This window comes from Cryptosporangium phraense, assembly GCF_006912135.1.
Classification (GTDB): Bacteria; Actinomycetota; Actinomycetes; order Mycobacteriales; family Cryptosporangiaceae; genus Cryptosporangium; species Cryptosporangium phraense.
In genome coordinates this window covers 41,609-58,603 of the sequence record NZ_VIRS01000011.1, presented here as the reverse complement: position 1 = coordinate 58,603, position 16,995 = coordinate 41,609, and the positions used below count along the sequence as shown (strand labels likewise).

At 69.5% G+C, this 16,995-nt stretch carries 15 protein-coding genes, 1 tRNA gene and 1 other RNA gene; 1 reads left to right on the top strand and 16 read right to left on the bottom strand.

Annotated features, from left to right (window positions below; genetic code table 11):
* Nucleotides 1-12 precede the first annotated feature (12 nt).
* The 8 genes from FL583_RS17125 to FL583_RS17090 all read right to left on the bottom strand — a co-directional run bounded on the left by FL583_RS17125 (nt 13) and on the right by FL583_RS17090 (nt 9,096).
* Nucleotides 13-1,017 (bottom strand): ABC transporter permease, encoded by a 1,005-nt coding sequence (locus FL583_RS17125; RefSeq protein ID WP_142705671.1) that lies wholly within the window; start codon nt 1,015-1,017, stop codon nt 13-15.
* Between the two features lie 73 nt (nt 1,018-1,090).
* Nucleotides 1,091-2,695, bottom strand: a complete 1,605-nt coding sequence (locus tag FL583_RS17120; protein ID WP_420843155.1) for an ABC transporter substrate-binding protein — start codon at nt 2,693-2,695, stop codon at nt 1,091-1,093.
* 189 nt (nt 2,696-2,884) lie between these two features.
* Entirely contained in the window at nt 2,885-3,430 is a 546-nt protein-coding gene (locus FL583_RS17115) for a Uma2 family endonuclease (RefSeq protein WP_142705669.1), read from the bottom strand.
* Between the two features lie 48 nt (nt 3,431-3,478).
* The gene (recR, locus tag FL583_RS17110; RefSeq protein ID WP_142705668.1) at nt 3,479-4,078 is read right to left on the bottom strand and encodes a recombination mediator RecR; all 600 of its coding nucleotides are present in this window, start codon (nt 4,076-4,078) and stop codon (nt 3,479-3,481) included.
* 4 nt (nt 4,079-4,082) lie between these two features.
* Nucleotides 4,083-4,415, bottom strand: coding sequence for a YbaB/EbfC family nucleoid-associated protein (locus tag FL583_RS17105; RefSeq protein ID WP_142705667.1), 333 nt, complete (start codon nt 4,413-4,415; stop codon nt 4,083-4,085).
* 60 nt (nt 4,416-4,475) lie between these two features.
* On the bottom strand, nt 4,476-7,838 hold the full coding sequence (locus tag FL583_RS17100) for a DNA polymerase III subunit gamma and tau (protein ID WP_142705666.1): 3,363 nt from the start codon (nt 7,836-7,838) through the stop codon (nt 4,476-4,478).
* A 59-nt stretch (nt 7,839-7,897) separates the two neighbouring features.
* Nucleotides 7,898-7,994: signal recognition particle sRNA small type (gene ffs, locus FL583_RS17095), an RNA gene on the bottom strand.
* Nucleotides 7,995-8,025: 31 nt separating this feature from the next.
* Nucleotides 8,026-9,096, bottom strand: coding sequence for a glycoside hydrolase family 18 protein (locus FL583_RS17090; RefSeq protein ID WP_142705665.1), 1,071 nt, complete (start codon nt 9,094-9,096; stop codon nt 8,026-8,028).
* A 193-nt stretch (nt 9,097-9,289) separates the two neighbouring features.
* Here FL583_RS17090 and FL583_RS17085 point away from each other — a divergent pair.
* Nucleotides 9,290-9,377 (top strand) — tRNA-Ser (locus FL583_RS17085).
* A 252-nt stretch (nt 9,378-9,629) separates the two neighbouring features.
* Here the strand turns inward: FL583_RS17085 and darG are convergent.
* The 8 genes from darG to FL583_RS17045 all read right to left on the bottom strand — a co-directional run bounded on the left by darG (nt 9,630) and on the right by FL583_RS17045 (nt 16,985).
* Nucleotides 9,630-10,673 carry a type II toxin-antitoxin system antitoxin DNA ADP-ribosyl glycohydrolase DarG gene (gene darG / locus FL583_RS17080; protein WP_142705664.1) on the bottom strand — a complete coding sequence of 348 codons (1,044 nt, stop codon included), beginning with the start codon at nt 10,671-10,673 and terminating at the stop codon, nt 9,630-9,632.
* Nucleotides 10,674-10,699: 26 nt separating this feature from the next.
* Nucleotides 10,700-11,332 carry a type II toxin-antitoxin system toxin DNA ADP-ribosyl transferase DarT gene (gene darT / locus FL583_RS17075; RefSeq protein WP_142705663.1) on the bottom strand — a complete coding sequence of 211 codons (633 nt, stop codon included), beginning with the start codon at nt 11,330-11,332 and terminating at the stop codon, nt 10,700-10,702.
* A 121-nt stretch (nt 11,333-11,453) separates the two neighbouring features.
* On the bottom strand, nt 11,454-12,701 hold the full coding sequence (locus FL583_RS17070) for a tyrosine-type recombinase/integrase (RefSeq protein WP_142705662.1): 1,248 nt from the start codon (nt 12,699-12,701) through the stop codon (nt 11,454-11,456).
* Entirely contained in the window at nt 12,698-12,931 is a 234-nt protein-coding gene (locus tag FL583_RS17065) for a helix-turn-helix domain-containing protein (RefSeq protein WP_142705661.1), read from the bottom strand. Before FL583_RS17065 ends, FL583_RS17070 begins: the two co-directional genes overlap by 4 nt.
* A gap of 211 nt (nt 12,932-13,142) precedes the next feature.
* Nucleotides 13,143-14,792, bottom strand: a complete 1,650-nt coding sequence (locus FL583_RS17060; protein WP_142705660.1) for a YfjI family protein — start codon at nt 14,790-14,792, stop codon at nt 13,143-13,145.
* On the bottom strand, nt 14,789-15,655 hold the full coding sequence (locus FL583_RS17055; RefSeq protein ID WP_142705659.1) for a bifunctional DNA primase/polymerase: 867 nt from the start codon (nt 15,653-15,655) through the stop codon (nt 14,789-14,791). Before FL583_RS17055 ends, FL583_RS17060 begins: the two co-directional genes overlap by 4 nt.
* On the bottom strand, nt 15,652-16,323 hold the full coding sequence (locus FL583_RS17050; protein ID WP_142705658.1) for a DNA cytosine methyltransferase: 672 nt from the start codon (nt 16,321-16,323) through the stop codon (nt 15,652-15,654). Before FL583_RS17050 ends, FL583_RS17055 begins: the two co-directional genes overlap by 4 nt.
* Complete coding sequence (locus FL583_RS17045) at nt 16,320-16,985, bottom strand: hypothetical protein (RefSeq protein WP_142705657.1); 666 nt, start codon at nt 16,983-16,985, stop codon at nt 16,320-16,322. The genes FL583_RS17050 and FL583_RS17045 overlap by 4 nt, the downstream gene beginning before the upstream one ends.
* Nucleotides 16,986-16,995: the final 10 nt, after the last annotated feature.

The window sequence follows — 16,995 nt, the reverse complement described above, 5'->3', positions numbered from 1 at the left end:
TTTCAACGGAGCTCAACGCACACGCACCCTCGGGTCGATCAGTGCGTACGAAAGGTCGACCAGGAGGTTGACCAGCACGTAGGTGAGCGCGGCGACCAGGATCAGCGCCTGCAACCGCGGGTAGTCGCGCTTCTCGATGCCCTCCGCGAGCAGCGACCCGATCCCGCCCCAGACGAACACCTTCTCGGTCAGGACGGCCCCCGCGAGCAGCAGGCCGGCCTGCAGGCCGATCGTCGTCGAGACCGGCAGCAGCGCGTTGCGCAGCACGTGCCGGCTGCGGATCGTCCGCGCCCGGAGGCCCTTGGCCTCCGCGGTCCGGACGTAGTCCTCGTTGAGGACGTCCAATACGGACGCCCGGGTGATGCGGACGATGACCGCGAGCGGAATCGTGCCGAGCGTGATCGCCGGGAGGATCAGGTGCCGGATCGCGTCCCAGACGACGTCCCACTCGCGGGTCATGATGCCGTCGAGGATCAGGAAGCCGGTGATCTTCGTCTGGTCCATGCCCGCGGTGATGCGCCCGGACGGCGGCAGCCAGCCGAGGTCGACCGCGAACCACTGCTTGAGCACGTAGCCGAGGAAGAACACCGGCACGGCGACGCCGACCAGCGTGGCGATGACCGTGCTGTTGTCGAAGTAGCCGCCCCGGCGCTTGGCCGAGAGGTAGCCGAGCGGGATGCCCAGCACGATCGCGAACAGCAGCGCGGCCGCGCTCAGCTCGATCGTGGCCGGCAGCGCGTCGGCGAGCTCGCTGATCACCGGGCGCGAGCTGGCCAGCGACGAGCCGAAGTCGCCGGTGAAGACCCGGCCGACGAACTTTCCGTACTGCACCCAGAGAGGCTGGTCGAGACCGAGCGTCTTGTTCAGCGCCGCGATCTTCTCGGGAGTTGCCTTATCGCCGAGCAGCGCTGTCGCCGGCCCGCCCGGCAGCGATCGCAGCCAGACGTAGAGCAGGAACGACAGCACGAACAGCGTCGGGATCACTCCGAGGAGCCGGCGCACGACGTACCGAAGCATTGACGTCCTTAAACGGGAGCGTCCCCCGGGTCGGGGCGGTTCAGCCCTTCCCCGACCCGGGGGACGATCGAACTCAGCTCTTCTTGGTGACCGTGAAGAAGCGCTCGTCGGTCAGCGGGCTGGCCACCAGGCCGTCGATGTTGCCCGCGGTCGCGATGGCCGGCGGCGAGTGCGAGATCGGGACGGCCGGCAGATACTTGCCCACCAGGTCCTTGTTCACCTGCTCGTAGTCGGCCTTGCGCTTGTCGGCGTCCGGCTCGGCGTCGGCCGCCGCGATCTGGGCGAACGCGGTCTTGTCGGTGAAGCCGAACTCGGGCTTCTCCCGGCCGAAGAACGTGCCCACGAAGTTGTAGGCGTCGTTGTAGTCACCGGTCCAGCCGAGCAGGTGGAGGTCCTGCTTACCGGCCTGCTGGATGTCGTCCTTGTAGCCACCGTTCCACGGCCGGGCGACCGGGGTGATCTTGATGCCCACCGCGGTCAGGTCGGCCGCGATCGAGGTGAAGATCGCCTTGGGGTCCGGCATGTAGGGCCGGGTGACCTCGGTCGGGTAGTAGAACTTCAGCGTCAGGTTCGACGCACCGGCCGCGGCGAGCAGCGACTTGGCCTTCGCCGGGTCGTAGTTGTACTGGGTGACGTCGTCGGCGTACCCGGACAGCGTCGACGGCATGAACTCCTTGGCCACCTCGGCGCCCTCGGGGAACTTCGTCTTGACGAGCTGGTCCCGGTTGATCGCGTAGGCGATCGCCTGGCGGACGCGGAGGTCCTTCAGCTTCGGGTTCTTCTCGTTCATGCCGAGGTACAGGATGTTGAAGGCCGGGCGGACCTCGACCTTCATGCCCTTGCTCTCCAGGCCCTTCCAGTCCTGGGCGGCCGGGAAGTCGATGATGTCGACGGATCCGGCCTCGAGCTCCTGCTTACGCGCGGTCTCGGTCTCGATCGTGCGAATGACCAGCTTCGCGGTCTTCGCCTTCTCGCCCCAGTAGTCGTCGTTGCGGACGAGCGTCGTGGTGCCGCTGGCCGCGTCGTACTTCTCGAACTTGTACGGGCCGGTGCCGGTCGGGTGCTCGGTCGCGTACGACGAGTAGGTGAAGCTGTCGCCGGACTGCGTGACCTTGTCGGCGTCGTACTTCTTCAGCGCGTCGGGGCTGGAGATCGAGAACGCGGTCAGCGTGAGCGCGGCCGGGAGAGCGCCCCGGAACTTGTTCAGCGCGACGACCGCGGTCTTGTCGTCCTTGGCCGTGCAGCTCTTGTAGATCGGGTCGCCGGCCGAGTCGGTCTCGTTCTTCGCGAAACCGCTGAACGTGTCGGCGTAGTAGATCATCTGGCTCTGGGCGGCGGCGCCCTTCATGTTGAACCAGCGGTCGAAGTTGAAGCAGACCGCGGCCGCGTTGAACGCCGAGCCGTCCTGGAACTTCACGCCCTCACGCAGGGTGAACGTGATTTCCTTGCCGTCCGGGCTGACGTCCCACTTGGTGGCCAGCGCGGGCTCCAGGTCGGCGGTGCCCGCCTTGTTCTGGATCAGCGTGTCGTAGATCTGGCGGGCCGGCCGGAAACTCTCACCGTCGTCGTTGAAGATCGGGTCGAAGTTCTTCGGCTTGCCGGTGCCGGCGATCGTCAGGGTGGCGTTGCTGTCACCCTCACCGCCTTCGCCGCGTTCGCTCTTCGCGCAAGCCGCCATCGAGACGGCCAGACCTACGCTCACGGCGGCGGCCAGCGCGCGTCGGACTCGGTACACGTAGCCCCCAGGCTGATTCCATGGACAGGGGTTTCCCATCCGTTGACGTGCGGGGACGCTACCGCCGAAACAGGCCATGATGTCGCGTTGTGCTGCCCTCGTAATGTCACGTATTGGCAACGCTGGGGGTGCTCACCGGCGTGTGGCCAGTAAATCGGCAGGTCGGAAATCCAGCGGAAACGGCTGGGTGAGGGCGAGGGGCTCGTCGCCGGTCGCTTTGGTCACGACCCGGTAGCCGTCACCGTCCAGTGCGGAGATGGTGACGGTGGGTCCGTCGGGCTCGACGAGCCCGTAGAACGGAATTCGCGACTCGGCGGCCAGCGCCGGCTTGAGTATCCGGTCGAGCGGCTCGGTCGAGGGCGAGACGATCTCGATCATCATCAGCACCTCGGCCGCCGAGGCCACGAGTTTGTCGCCACCGGGTGTGGTGAGCACGGAGATGTCCGGGATGACGATCCGATCGATCGCGAGCCGGAGATTGATCGGCCCGAGCACCTCGCAGCCGTTCGGCACGGCTTCGTCCAGGGCCAGCCGCAGCCTCGCCGAGATGCGCTGATGGCGCAGGTCGGGGGCGGGCCTAGTCAGGAGGACACCGTCGATGACCTCGTGGCGCTGGCCGGTTTCTCCGAGCGCGACGAATTCTGCCTCGGTCATCGGATCGATCTGCGCGAACAACACGCATCACGGATACCGGGCCGGTCCCCGGCGCGCCGAGCCGTCGAGGTATCAGATGTCGAGGGAGCGGCGGCCGCTGAAGGCTCGGCCCAGCGTCACCTCGTCGGCGTACTCGAGGTCACCGCCGACCGGAAGACCGGACGCCAGGCGGGTGACCTGGAGCCCCATCGGCTTGACCAGCAGCGCGAGGTACGTCGCGGTGGCCTCACCCTCGGTGTTCGGGTCGGTGGCCAGGATCAGCTCCTTGACCAGGCCACTCTGCAGCCGGGTCATCAGCTCCCGGATCCGCAGCTGATCGGGCCCGACCCCCTCCAACGGATTGATCGCCCCACCGAGCACGTGGTACTTGCCCCGGAACTCACGCGTCCGCTCGATCGCGACGACGTCCTTCGGCTCTTCGACCACGCAGATCACGTCGTCACCGCGACGGGCGTCCCGGCACACCCGGCACTCGTCGGCCTCGGCGATGTTGAAACAGATCCGGCAGAACCGGACCTCGACCTTCACCCGCCCGAGCACGTCGGCCAGCCGCTTCACGTCGGCCGGGTCCGAGTTGAGGATGTGGAACGCGATGCGCTGGGCGCTCTTCGGCCCGACCCCGGGGAGCCGCCCCAACTCGTCGATGAGGTCCTGAACGGCCCCTTCGTACATCTATCTACATCCCCAGGCCGGGCAGGCCGGGCAACCCGCCGGCCAGCGGACCCATCGTGTCGGCGGCCGCCTGCTGCGCCTCGGCGTTCGCGGCCCGGACCGCGGCGACCACGAGGTCGGCCAGCGTCTCGGTGTCGTCGGGGTCGACGGCGGCCGGCTGGATCACCAGGCCGACGAGCTCGCCGGTGCCGGACACGGTCGCGGACACCAGCCCGCCGCCGGCCGCGCCGGTGAACTCGGCTTCGGCCAGCTGCGCCTGAGCGTCCATGATGTGCTGCTGCATCTGCTGTGCCTGGGCGAGGATCGCCTGCATGTCGAGCTGACCACCGGGCTGCATGGCCCCAGCCTACTGTCCGGGTGCCCGCCCTGCCGGTCTCGGCTCGTCAGTCTCGGATCGTCAGTCGATCTTCGAGGCGCCCAGGTGCTGTTGCAGGAGTGCGATCGCGTCCGCTTCGGAGTCGGTGGGTTTGGCGGTGCCGGCCTCGTCTTCGTCGTCGAGGGGTTCGTCGCCCGGGTCGAAGCCGTCGTACATGGGGTCGGCCGGTTCGGGGGGCAGCGGGATGTCGTCGTCGTCCGGCACGGACGGCGCCGGGCCGCCCGGCCGACCGGTCGGCGCGCCTCCGGGGCCTGGTCCGCCGAGTCCGCCGGTTCCGGCCCCTGCGGGTCCGGCGCCGAATGGTGCAACCGTTGCGGACGCGGAGCCGAGCTGCGCAGCGCTCGCCGGCGCAGAGCCGTAGTGCCCGGCACCGGTGGGCGCAGAGCCGTACTGCGATCCGCCCGCGGACGCGGAGCCGTACTGCGGGGCGCCGCCGGGCGCGGAGCCGTGTTGCGCGGGTGCCGAGCCGAATTGGCCGGCGCTCGCGGGGTCGGAGCCGTACTGCGGGGAGCCCGCGGGCGCGGAGGCCTGCTGCGCGCTCGCAGGCGCGGAACCGTACTGGGCCGAGCCGCCGCCGAACGGCGCGGCGCCGGCCGGGGCACCACCGGAGGGGGCGTTGAACGGACCGGCGCCGGCCGGGGCCGCCCCGGAGGGGGCAGCACCGGAGGGAGCGTTGAACGGACCGGCGTTGGCCGGGGCCGCACCGGACGGCGAGGGGCTCACCGGCGCAGACGACGCCTGAGCGGGTGTGACCGGCACCGACTGTCCACCCACCGGCGCGATCGTCGGCCAGTCACCTCCACCGCTCGGCGCGGAACCGGGCATCGGCGGCATCGAAGCCGGAACCGCCGGCGGCGCCGGACCCCGACGCCCACCGCTCGCCCGCCCACCGCCCGACGCGCCGTCCGCCTCGGCCCGGATCTTCCACCGGACACCGAGCACGGACTGCAGCACGTCCTGGATGACCGAGGCGACCTTCTCGTCCGACAGTCGCCGGACCTCGCCCTGGTGCTTCACCGCGAGCACGAGCTCGTTGTTCGTGACCTCGCGCGGAGTCGCGTTCTGAACGAGCGCCCAGACCATCCGGCTGCGCTGCTTGGTCTGGTCGACGATCTGCGGCCACACCTGACGTACCGCCCCGGCGTCCAGCCCACCCGCGGCCGGAGCGGCCGGAGCCGGCTGCGCGGTCGGCACGGGCTGCGGGGCCGCCGGGGGCGCGGGCCGGGAGATCGGCGCGGGGGTCTGCGCCGGAACGCTCGGGCCCCCGCCCGACCCCGCCGCCGACCCGGCGTGCCCGCCTGCCGGCCCGGACTGACCGGCCGACGGCCCGGCAGGTCCGGCCGGGGCCGACGGCCCGGAAGATCCGGCCTGGGCCGATGGCCCGGAGGGTCCGGCCGGCCGAGGCGGCGTGATCGGAGCCGGCGTAGGCCAAGGAGGCTCCCCCACCCCACCCGGTCCCGCCCCACCCTGCAGAGCGTCACCGTGCGCCGCCGACCCGCCAGCCGCCTGCGCCCCACTCGCAGCCGACCCACCGTGCGCAGCCGACCCACCGTGCGCTGCCGACCCACCGTGCGCGGCCGACCCGCCGTGGGTCTGCGCCCCGCCCATCGCCGGCCCGCCGGACGCCTGCAACGCGCTCGCGGTCGGCCCGCCCTGGGCAACCGACCCACCGTGGGTCTGCGCCCTGTCCACCGCCGGCCCGCCGGACGCCTGCGAGACGCCGATCGCCGATGACCCGGCGTGAGTCTGCGAACCGGCCTGAGCCGGCGCCCCGCCGTGCGCCTGCGCGGACGGCACGCCGGCGTGCGTATCCGGCGCCGAGCCCTGAGCCGGCACCGACCCGCCTGACACAGCCGCGCCACCCGCCACGGCCGCGCCACCTGGCCCGGCCGCGCCACCTGGCGCTCCCGCGCCCGAAGCCCCACCGCCGGAGGCCGCCGCCGCAGCCGCGGCCGCCCCAGCCGCGGGCGCCCCAGCCGCCAGACCTTCGACGCCCGCCGCCCCGGCGCCCGGCCCCACAGCACCCGCGCCTGGCCCACCGGCACCCGAGACCGCGGCGCCCGGCCCATAAGCACCCGGCACCCCGGCACCCCGGGCCCCGGCATCGGAGACACCCGCCGCCGGGCCGCCGGGCGCCTGGGCGGGCGGCGATGCCGCCGCCGACGTCGTACCGCCGGGCGTAGGCATGAAAGCAGCAGACGACTGACCGGGGTCACCGGCGATCGCCAAACGGCGCTCGAGTCGCTCCAGGCGCTGCAGGAGCGCGGCCTGGCTCTCGTCGGCCGCGGGAAGCAGCATCCGCGCGCAGACGAGCTCGAGCAGCAAGCGTGGAGACGTCGTGCCGCGCATCTCGACCAGGCCGTTGTGCACGACATCAGCCATCCGCGACGCCGTCGCGACACCGAGCTGGTTGGCGACCAGCGTCATCCGCTCGAGTTCGTCGGCCGGCGCATCGACCAGGCCCTTCGGGCCGGCGTCGGGCACGGTCGACAGGATCACCAGGTCGCGGAGCCGCTCCAGCAGGTCGGACGCGAACCGACGCGGGTCGTGCCCGGCCTCGACGACGCGGTCGACGACGCCGTAGAGCGCGGCGCCGTCGTCGGCGGCGAGCGCGCCGGTCGCCTCGTCGAGGAGCCCGGTGTCGGTGACGCCGAGCAGCGCGACCGCGTTCTGGTACGTGACGCCACCCTCGCCGGCGCCGGCGAGCAGCTGGTCGAGGATCGACAGCGAGTCACGCGCCGACCCCCCGCCGGCCCGCACGACGAGCGGCAGGACCGACTTCTCGATCGTCACGCTCTCGTCGGTGCAGATCCGGTCGAGCAGCCCGACCATCGTGCTCGGCGGAATCAGCCGGAACGGGTAGTGATGGGTACGAGACCGGATGGTCTGCAACACCTTGTCGGGCTCGGTCGTCGCGAACACGAACTTGACGAAATCCGGCGGCTCTTCGACCAGCTTGAGCAGCGCGTTGAAGCCCTGCGACGAGACCATGTGCGCCTCGTCGATGACGTACACCTTGAACCGGCTGGACACCGGCGCGAAGAATGCACGCTCTCGCAGGTCGCGGGCGTCGTCCACACCGCCGTGGCTGGCCGCGTCGATCTCGACGACGTCGAGCGAGCCGGGCCCGTCGGGAGCCAGCGCGACGCAGGAGTCGCAGACTCCGCACGGCTCCGGCGTCGGGCCGTTCACGCAGTTGAGCGACCGGGCGAGGATGCGGGCGCTGGACGTCTTTCCACAGCCACGCGGGCCGGAGAACAGGTAAGCGTGGTTCAGCTTGCCGTTCTTCAGCGCCTGGATCAGCGGTGTGGTGACGTGTTCCTGGCCGATGACCTCAGCGAACGTGCGGGGCCGGTATTTCCGGTAGAGAGCGCGGTTGGCCACGCCAGAAAGCTTCCCACGCCCGTCCGACAACTCACACCCGACGGACGGCGGCTGGGGAAAAGAAGGACCCCCCGTGCACCCGCCAGAGCCCGCTTATCCTTGCTGCCTTCCGGCCCTGGGGAGGTTCACAGGTTACGCGCCGCACGAGGGGCTGGTCATGAGTCTAACCACAGCGGGTCAGCGGCCTCTAACCGAGGACCGCCTTGAAGACCGACGCGAACGCGTAGGGGTCCTGGTCGACGCCGCTGCAGTTGGCGACCGGCTGTGTGGCGACGTCGGCACCGCACTGCGTGTCGCGCCCGGCGGCCCAGTACCCGAGCATGCCGATGCCGTTCTTCGTGGCGAACTGCGTGACGGTCTTGGCGTTGTCCAGCGAGAACGTCTCGCCCTTGGTGTCGTTGGCGCCGATCATCGGAGTGATGCCGATCATGCTCCAGGCCTCGGCCGACTCGACGCCCTGGATCGTCTGAACCTGCTGGTGCAGGCCGTTCGCGGCCGCGGTGGTGGCCGCGGCCATGTCGTTGGCCGCGACGTCGCCGCCGAAGTTCATCGTCATCAGGTTGACCCGGTCGATCGTCACGCCGGCGTCGACCGCGGCCACCCAGGGTGCGGTGCTGACCGCGCCGTCGGCCTGGTCGGCCGCCGTCGGGCTGGCCGCCCGGAGCGTGAACGAGACCTTGAGGTCGCTGTACTTCTTCTGCAGCGCGGCGATCGCCTCCGCGCGCACGCTGTTCGCGTCCGCGTCGGCTTCCCGCTCGTCCCCTTCGACGTCGAAGTCGAGGTAGCGGACGCCCAGGTCGACGAGCTTCTGCAGCTGAGCCTGGGTGGTCTCCGCGTCGCCACAGGCCTGGGCGACGTCGCCGCCGTTCGCGCCCCCGGTCGACACGATGACGTCGATGTCCTTGTCGACGGCTTCCTTGATCTCGGCCTTGTACTTGTCGATCGCGGTCGTGCCGTCCCAGGCCACCGAGCAGCTGTCGCCCTGGGTGATCGCGAACGCGAGATGCAGGGCGTTGGCGCCGGTCTTCGCGGCGATCTGGGTGAGCGTCGGCCGGTTCGCGAGCGTCATGTAGACGTACGGCGCGTACTCGGTCTTGAACGTCGTGTTCGCCGGGCCGGCGGTGTCGCTCTGGTCGTCGTCGTTCCCGCGCAGCAGGGTGACGGCCGTGACCGCCGCGGCGACCACCACGATCAGCGCTACCGCCGCGGCGATCCAGCGGCCTGGTCCGCCCTGACGCCTTCTCCGGCCCCTTGCCACAAGTCCTCCTGCAACCGGGGTGCGCGCTGGGGTGCGCGCGGGGTACTCGGCCCCGTCATCGTGTCATCGGTTCGCCACGGACGGAGACCGGGGGTCGCGCGTCCGTGACCCGATCCTGGCGGGTGGAGGCAAGAGCGGGCTGTGCGTGGACCGGTGTACGGAGCGGGGGGCTGCGTCCGGTAGCCTGTTCGGCGGAGGATTCGCCTAGAGGCCTAGGGCGCACGCTTGGAAAGCGTGTTGGGGGCAACCCCTCACGAGTTCGAATCTCGTATCCTCCGCCAGCCTGGCTGACCAGGCACAACGAAGGCCCGTCCGGACTGCCGGCCGGGCCTTCAATGTGTGCTCAGAACCTGGGCTCCGTCTCAGTTTCCGTCTCGGTTGCCCTCAGGAGCCTCTGTCGGGCGCGAGGCGCGACTGCGTCCCTCGACGCGCTGTCGCAGCGGCGGGGGCAGGGGTCCAAGTTCGAGGGCAGAGCCAACGTCACCGGTCCGACAGACCGCCGGACGGCTCGAAGCGATAGTCCGACGCAGACACTAGACGGGATCTGCGAACCGATGCGCAACGAGGTGATCGATCGCTAGATCGATTTGTTTCTCCTTGAAAAGGTCAGCCTTGCGAGGCGTCCAGGATGCAACAAATTTGTAGACCTCGGCGCGAGAGACCTTCCCCATTCCGTGCGTGAGTGCCCAATGAGTCGTAGCGAGAAGTTCGAGACTGAACGGTGTTTCCCAGCCTCGCACGAGCCTGGATACTCTATCCAAATTGGCCTTAGTCGCGCCATGGCCTTCGAGGAAGTTCTTCGCTTCCGACGCCGCGCCGTCGACGAGCCTTATCTGCGGCTCTCGACTTCGGTCCCCGTAACCGACGGTGTAATGCCCATCCATGGTTCGTAGGACATGGTTGAGATTCTCGGCATAGGGGCCGTACTTCGCCTTGACATAATTCAAGCGAAGCGACTCTCCGGAAGCCTGGAGGAAGTATGCCAACTTCTGGACTTCTAGAGCCGACAGACGGAAACTATCAGCCTCTCGGTACTGTTTAAGAAGCATTAGAAGCGCCGCCCTGCCTAGAGTCATCGCCGGCCGTTCGGTCCGTATGGGCATCTCCTCGGCCAACGGCGCCGTGCTAGGGGGATAGAGCAATACATCAACATCCGAAAGCGCGTCTAGATGGCCGACAATAAGCGGCTGGACATCCGACCAGTCAAGACCGCCGTTACCGCAGCCAAGAGGAGGAACTGCTATCGAAGAGATCTGATATTCGCGTATCATGGCGACTAGATCAACCAGGCCCGATTCAATATCGGCGATTCGACTCCCCGCCCGCCAGTGGCGCTTGGTGGGGAAGTTTATTATGTAACGAGGGTACTGAATCAGACCTGTCGAGGTGACGAACATCTTGCCTGGAACTATTTGCCCCTGCTTCGCAGCTTTCTCGTATGCACGGAAATTCTCCGGGAAAGCTTGACGAAACTGCAAGGCTATACCCTTGCCGGCTACACCAACCGTATTCACAGTGTTGATAATCGCGTCCACTTGCGCCAGCAGAAGATTGCCGTGTTCAACCCTGATCGCCATCGTCTCGCCTCCCCATCTGATCCGCTTTAATAGTACCAGCTAGGCCACGCACGGCACGGAATATCTAGATCCCAATTCGACAACATTGATTCAACTTCCAGCCGCTTCGGATGACTCTTCGTGACCAAGTGGTCAATTTCTGTGAGGGGCATCTCCCGCCACACCAGAAACTCAGCTTGTCTGCGACGTTTGCGGTCGGGGTACTCGTCCGTGTCGTGCCACCATTTCTGCCACATGAGGGCGTGGTCGACTTCCCCAAGGTCCGCTAGGTCATTGTAAAAGAATCGCGGCTGCTTAACTGGATGACCGTCGGTAAAAGCAAACTTTAGGCCACTGGCTTCGACGTGCTGGGCAGAGGACACGAAATACACAATCTCGTTAAGGTCCTCAAGAGATCCAGTGACATTCCCGTTCATGTAGGTGAGCATCATTGGTGACTTTGGACCAAAATAGAAGGGAACGTAGTCGTCAAGGGTTCCACCCGGCGGAACCTCAACAATCGTTTGGGATCGCTCCAGCTTAAGATCGCTGTAAGCGACGTTCCGCGATTCGATGCCTGACGAGCGGCGTTGCTTGTCGCATACCAGCCCTCCCCGCCCGAAAATCTGCACCAAGTTGTCCTCATGGGTGAAGTGCAGGATGCGTGTCCTGCGTGTCATCGGGACTCCTGGGCTGTCTGTCAGTGGGTGTGCCGACGGTACTGGCAGCGTATGACGATTACTGACTGGGCCTGGCCCGTGTGGTCCCCTTCCCAACTACAGATTTGATGCCCTCGCCGAGCTAGGTCGTGTCCTCCGCTGAGGAGCCCCAGAGCGCGGCGCCGACCTTCTTAGCCACCTTGCTCAGCATCGGGTCGGTGACGTGCATGTACCGGGCTCGCATCCGGGCGGCGCCGCCCGGCTCCCACCCGAGGATGGCGTCCACGATCCGGCCGTCCACGCCGAGGATGAGGAGCACGGTCGCCGCAGTGTGCCGGGCGTCGTGCAGCCGGGCGTCCCGGACGCCGGCGTCGGCGAGCAACTGCTTCCAGTGGTGGTAGTCGGTGTTGGGCACGATCGGCTCACCGGTCGCCGAGGTGAACACGTAACCCTTCGCCGTCCAGAGCTGTGCGGCGGTCGCGCGTAGCGCCTCCTGCTCCTCGCGGTGCTTGCGGAGGAGCTTGACCAACTCGTCGGGTAGGCCGACGGTGCGACGTCCGGCGCGTGACTTGGTGGCCTTGGTCTCCCGGCGGATTTGCTTGCGGGCCGGGCAGTAGCCGGCCTTGCGCCCGCACGTGCCGCCGCATCCGTGTTCGTACTTGGGGCGGAGCCGGTTCTTCCGGATCCGCAGGTAGCCGCCGTCGAGGTCGACGTCTTCCCACTTCAGCCCGAGCGCCTCGCCCTGGCGCAGGCCGAGCGCGAGGGCGAGCACCCACCGCGCCCGGTTCGGTCCCTTCGCCGCGAGGAGGATCCGTTGCGCCTCTTCGACCGTGTACGGTTCGATCTCCTCCTCCTCGATCCGGGGAGGTTTGGCGAGTTCGGCCGGGTTCTCGGTCAGGATGCCGCGGCGCACGGCCTCACCGAGCGCCGTGCGGACGGTGCGGTGCGCGTGATGAGCGGTCGCGGGCTTGCTGCCCTGCTTCTGCATTTTCGTGTAAAAGCGCGTGAGGTGGTCAGGTTGGAGGCGGTTCGGGCCAGTGAGCCGGTGAGCGCCGAGGCCGGGAATGAGATGCACCCGCACGTCGACCTCGTAACCGGCGTAGGTGTTCTCGCTCACCGAGGGGAGGGCGACCTCCTTCAGCCAGTGCGTCAACCACTTCCCGAGCGTCCACCGCTCCCCCGGCTTCGGGACACGCCCGGCGTCGCGCTGCTTCTCCAGCTCGCGGACGGCGTTCACGACCTCGGTTCGGGTCTTCCGCTCGACGTGGCGGCGGTCCTCCTTGCCGTCGTCCTTGACACCGACCGTCACCCGGCCGTGCCACTTGCCGTCTTTCCCGAGGTAGATGCTGGATTCGCCGTTCCCCCGGCGGGTGCGCTTCGGTTCGGTCATGCCGCCTCACCTCGCGTTCGCAGTCCCTCGACGTAGGTGTGCAGGCTTGCGGTCGGCACCCGGCGGAGTCGGCCGATCGTGACCGTCTCGACGGCACCGGAGGCGATCAGGCCGTACATCGTCGTCCGGCCGACGCGTAGCCGGGCGGCGGCCTCCTCGACGGTCAGCACGAGGTCGTCACCGGCCTCGGGCGCGTCGACTGCGGGGCCGGGAAGCGCTTCGAGATCCATCGTCGGCTCCGTTCCTTGGGGATGAGCGATCAGCGGGGACGCCTCGGCGGCGGGGCATGGCGCGGCTCTGGCGGGCCGCTGAGCGCGCGTCTGCGGGCTTGTCGTTTGGGGGTTGGTGTGTCGCGTACCGCCGGATGCGCTGCGGCGGTACGAGCAGGTCGGTTTCGGGGTCGGTTCGGGCACGGTGCGCCCTCCTTCTGGTTCAGGGGCGTCAGCCGGCGGCGGTGTGTGGGTGTTGGGGGCTGGGTGGGGTTGACGTAAATGACAGAACGGGGGCGGTGCGGTGGGTGGCGGGGTTGACGCGGTAGCGGGCGCTCGGGGGTCGGCCGGCGCGGGCAGGCTGGTCGGTGGGGGTTTCGAGGCGGATCCAGCCGTGGTCTTCGAGTTCGTCGAGGACGTCGCGGATGGTGTCGACGCTGGTGGCCCAGTCCTGGCCGCCGAGGTCGCGGCGGGCTTGGCGGACGGTGAACTCGCCGAGGTTCTTGCGGCGGATCCAGGTCAGGACGGCGCGGGGCCGGGCGGCGCGGGCGCGGCGGCCGTTGATCGCGTCGAACGCGGCGAGGGCTTGGCCGGTGAGGTACGGGGCGAGTTCGAGGGCGCCGCGCATGGCGGTGTCGCCGATGGCGTCGGCGTCGGGGTCGGTGAACAGCTCGAACAGCGCGGCGACGCGGGCGAGTTGGCCGGGGAGTTTGCTGCCCCAGTCGGTGATCTCGGCGAGCGCGCCGCCCTCGGGGTCGAGGCGCGGTTCGTGGTCGACGCGGAACGCGTGCAGCGCCTCTTGCGCCGCGACGGTGAGGGGCAGTTCGGTGATGCCGTCGCGCCGCCGGGCGGTCCGGGCGAGGGCGCGGATGCGCTGGCCGTAGCCATCAGCCACGGCGGCGGGGACGGGGTCGGGTTCGAGGTTGCGGTGTCCGAGCAGGGGTTTCGGGAGGGCGAAGAAGAACCGGGCGAGCAGCCCGGAGCCGCGGAACAGGCGGGTGTCGGCGAGACCTTCGATGATCTCGGGTTGCACGGTGACGCCGATGGACAGGAACGGTTCGTTGAGCATGATCGGCGCGCGGGTGGTGCGGTCGACCCGATGCGGGTCCCCGGACCAGGCTTTGAGCACGAGGTCGAGGTTCGGGACGCCGGAGGAGTACCGGCCTGCGAGGGTGGCGAACAGGCCGCCTTCGGAGGACAGGACGCCCATCCGGCCGCCTTGTTCGCACATGAGGATGGCGAGCATTTCGGGGGTGACGTCGTCGGCGACCAGCCGCGGGACCGCGGGGACGGTGATCTCGTCGGCGGCGCGGACGGCGTCGAGGAGGGCGGTTTCGTCGGTGTCGCCGCGGCCGGCGCGGCGCTTGAGGCGTTCGACCTCGGCGAGCCGAAAGTCTTTGGCGGCTTGTTTCTCGCTGACCAGCGGCGCGTACTCCTCGACCAGTTCGCGTTCGAGCTCGAATAGCGGGGCGGCGACGGCCTTGACGGTCGGGGACTTCAGCGACCCCGAGGGCATTGCCGACACGGTCATGAGGGCGAGGGATTCGGTCCAGTCCGGGCGGATCCGTGCGCGCCACCGGCCCCCGGATGCCGTTGACAGAATTGACAGAACCAGCAGGAACACCATGTCGCGGGGCACCTGCCGGGATTCGGCGACGGCGTCGACGAACGCCCACAGCGGCGCGGGGTAGCGGCCGGTCGAGCCGGGGAGCGGGATTCTGTCAATTTCGTCAACGGGTGCCGGGGCCTCCCACCCGCCCACGGTCGGCATCGCATCCGGCCCGGGTGCCGGGGTTGGTGCCGCGGCCGGACGTCCGGGGCGGGGGGTTGTGTCAATTTCGTCAAGGTCGGATAGGTGCTGACGAACGTCGGCGGCGGTCATGTCCGCACCCCTTCGGCTCGGAATCCCCCGGCGATCGCCGCGGCGGTGTCCCGGGTGGATTGGCCGGCGGCGTGGCCGGCGTCGGTGAGGATCGCGACGGCCTCGGCGCGGTCGAGGTGGCCAGCGCTCACCAGGCGGGCGACCCCGCGGGCGACACCGTAGAGCGTGGTCCGGCGGCGCCCGGCCGGGGCTTCGCCGACCTTGGCGAGGAGCGCGGCGAGTAGGGCCGGGGGTGAGGAGATGCGCCCCCCATCCGCGACCGGAGACACCGGCCCGGACGGGGCCGGAGCCGCCGTCGTGGCCCGGGCCAGGTCGAGCAAGGGGCGGCGCATCTCAACCACCGACCGGCCCCCAATCACCCGGTACGGCAGGCGGGTGTCCGGGTGGATCGAGGGCGGCGCGACGACATACCCGCCGTCGGCCTTGATGTCCACACCCGGATGCCCCGCGAGCTCCCGCGAGGGGATCCGGGCGCCACCGGGATGCTGGTAGTACAGGTGCCAGCCACGCCCGCCGCTGCTCACCGCATACGTGGGCGGCATCAGGGCGTGGTCGATGGCTCCGCCGTTGCGCGGGTCGATGTCCGCCACCGCCAGGCCGGCCCGCAGGCCGGTGGCGATGGCGAGTTTCCCGCCTGGCACGGCGGCGTGCATGGCGCGGATTCGGGCGGGGTCGAGGGTGGCGGCGTGGAATCCGTGGCAGGTCAGGCACTCACACGCCGCCGGGTCGTGGCCGGGAGCGCCGGTCGGGCAGGCCGGGCAGTTTTGCACCGGGCGTTTGGTGCGGCCGAGGAAGAACACCGGCCAGCCCCGCCCGGCGTACCCGAACGCCGCGGTCAGGAGTTCGCCGTCCCGGGGCGTCATGCCGCACGCTGCCCGGTCAGCGCCGCCATGACCTGTCCGCCGAGGAAGTGGGTGTAGGCGGGCGGAATAGCTTCGCGCAGGTCGTCGCGGGTCATCCAATCGATGCCCATCGCGACCCGGCCGGCGGCGACACCGGAGAAGTTCCCGATCACGTGCATCCGATGCCCCGGCCGCGGCGGCCGTCCCATCTTCACCTGCGGCTCGACATGCACCGGATGCACCGGGACGAACAGCGGCACGTTGGACTCGAACAGCCGGTGCCGGTAGACGTTGAGCTCGGGGAACATCGCTCCGCACAGCTCGACCGGGTCGCGCAGGTCTGCCCGGGCATCCTCGACGTTCTCGATCACGTACGGCTTACCGAGCGGCAGGACGGCGTCCCGCATCGGCCCGATGAGGTCCGGGTGGTCGTTGCGGCGGATTCGGTGGCACTGGGAAAAGAGCTGGCACGGGGGGGACCCCGCGATGACGTCGAACTCCCGCCCATACTCGATCACGAACTCGATCGCGTCCGCCTGGTGGTAGGTGAACGGGTAGGCGCCGGAGTGGTCGCCTTTGTCGACGCCGGTGACGTCGAATCCGGCCAGGTGGTAGCCCATGCTGGCCCCGCCGGCGCGGCAGAACAGGTCGAGCAGCCGCGGCCGGGCTAGTCCGATCAGGCTGGTCATGCGGTCCTCCCGCAGGTCTCGGCGGCTGGTTCGGAGATGTCGTCCCGGGCCTCGCTCGACGGCTCGGCGCCGGTGAACACCGCCCATGCCCGGGCGACGACCCCGGAGCCGGGGAACAGGTCGTCGAGGGTGTCGCCAGGTGCGGCGCCGAGGAGGGTGAACAGCCAGCGGCAGAACTCGGCTGGCTTGGCCCCGATCACCCGGCCGGGCAGAGTGGTCATCGCGCACACGCCGTGCACGAGAGAGTCCGTGCGCCGCTCTGCTCCCGGCGTCGCGACGATCTGACGGCCGCCGATGTAGATGACCGGTTCCCACGCGGTGAGCGGCCACCGCGAGGGCGTGGTCCGCGGGCCGCGGTGCCAGGCGGCCACCCGCACGCCGGGCGGGCAGAGCGCCAGCACGGCCGGGAGCGCGACCGCTGAAGTCGACAGCGCCCACCCGTCGTATTTCTGGAGGCCGGCGATGAGGGCGGCGTGGTCGACCTCGCCGGCGTAGTCGCAGTGTCCGCGGTAGAGGTACGCGTTGCCCGGATACGGCGGGTCGGCGTAGGCCAGCCGTAGCGGGCGGCCGACCGCTACGGCTTCGGCCTGCCCGACGGTGCGGGCGAAGCGGTGGCGGGCCTGCCGGCACCGGGTCGAGCAGCACACCGCGTCCCGCCGCACCGTTGCGGCG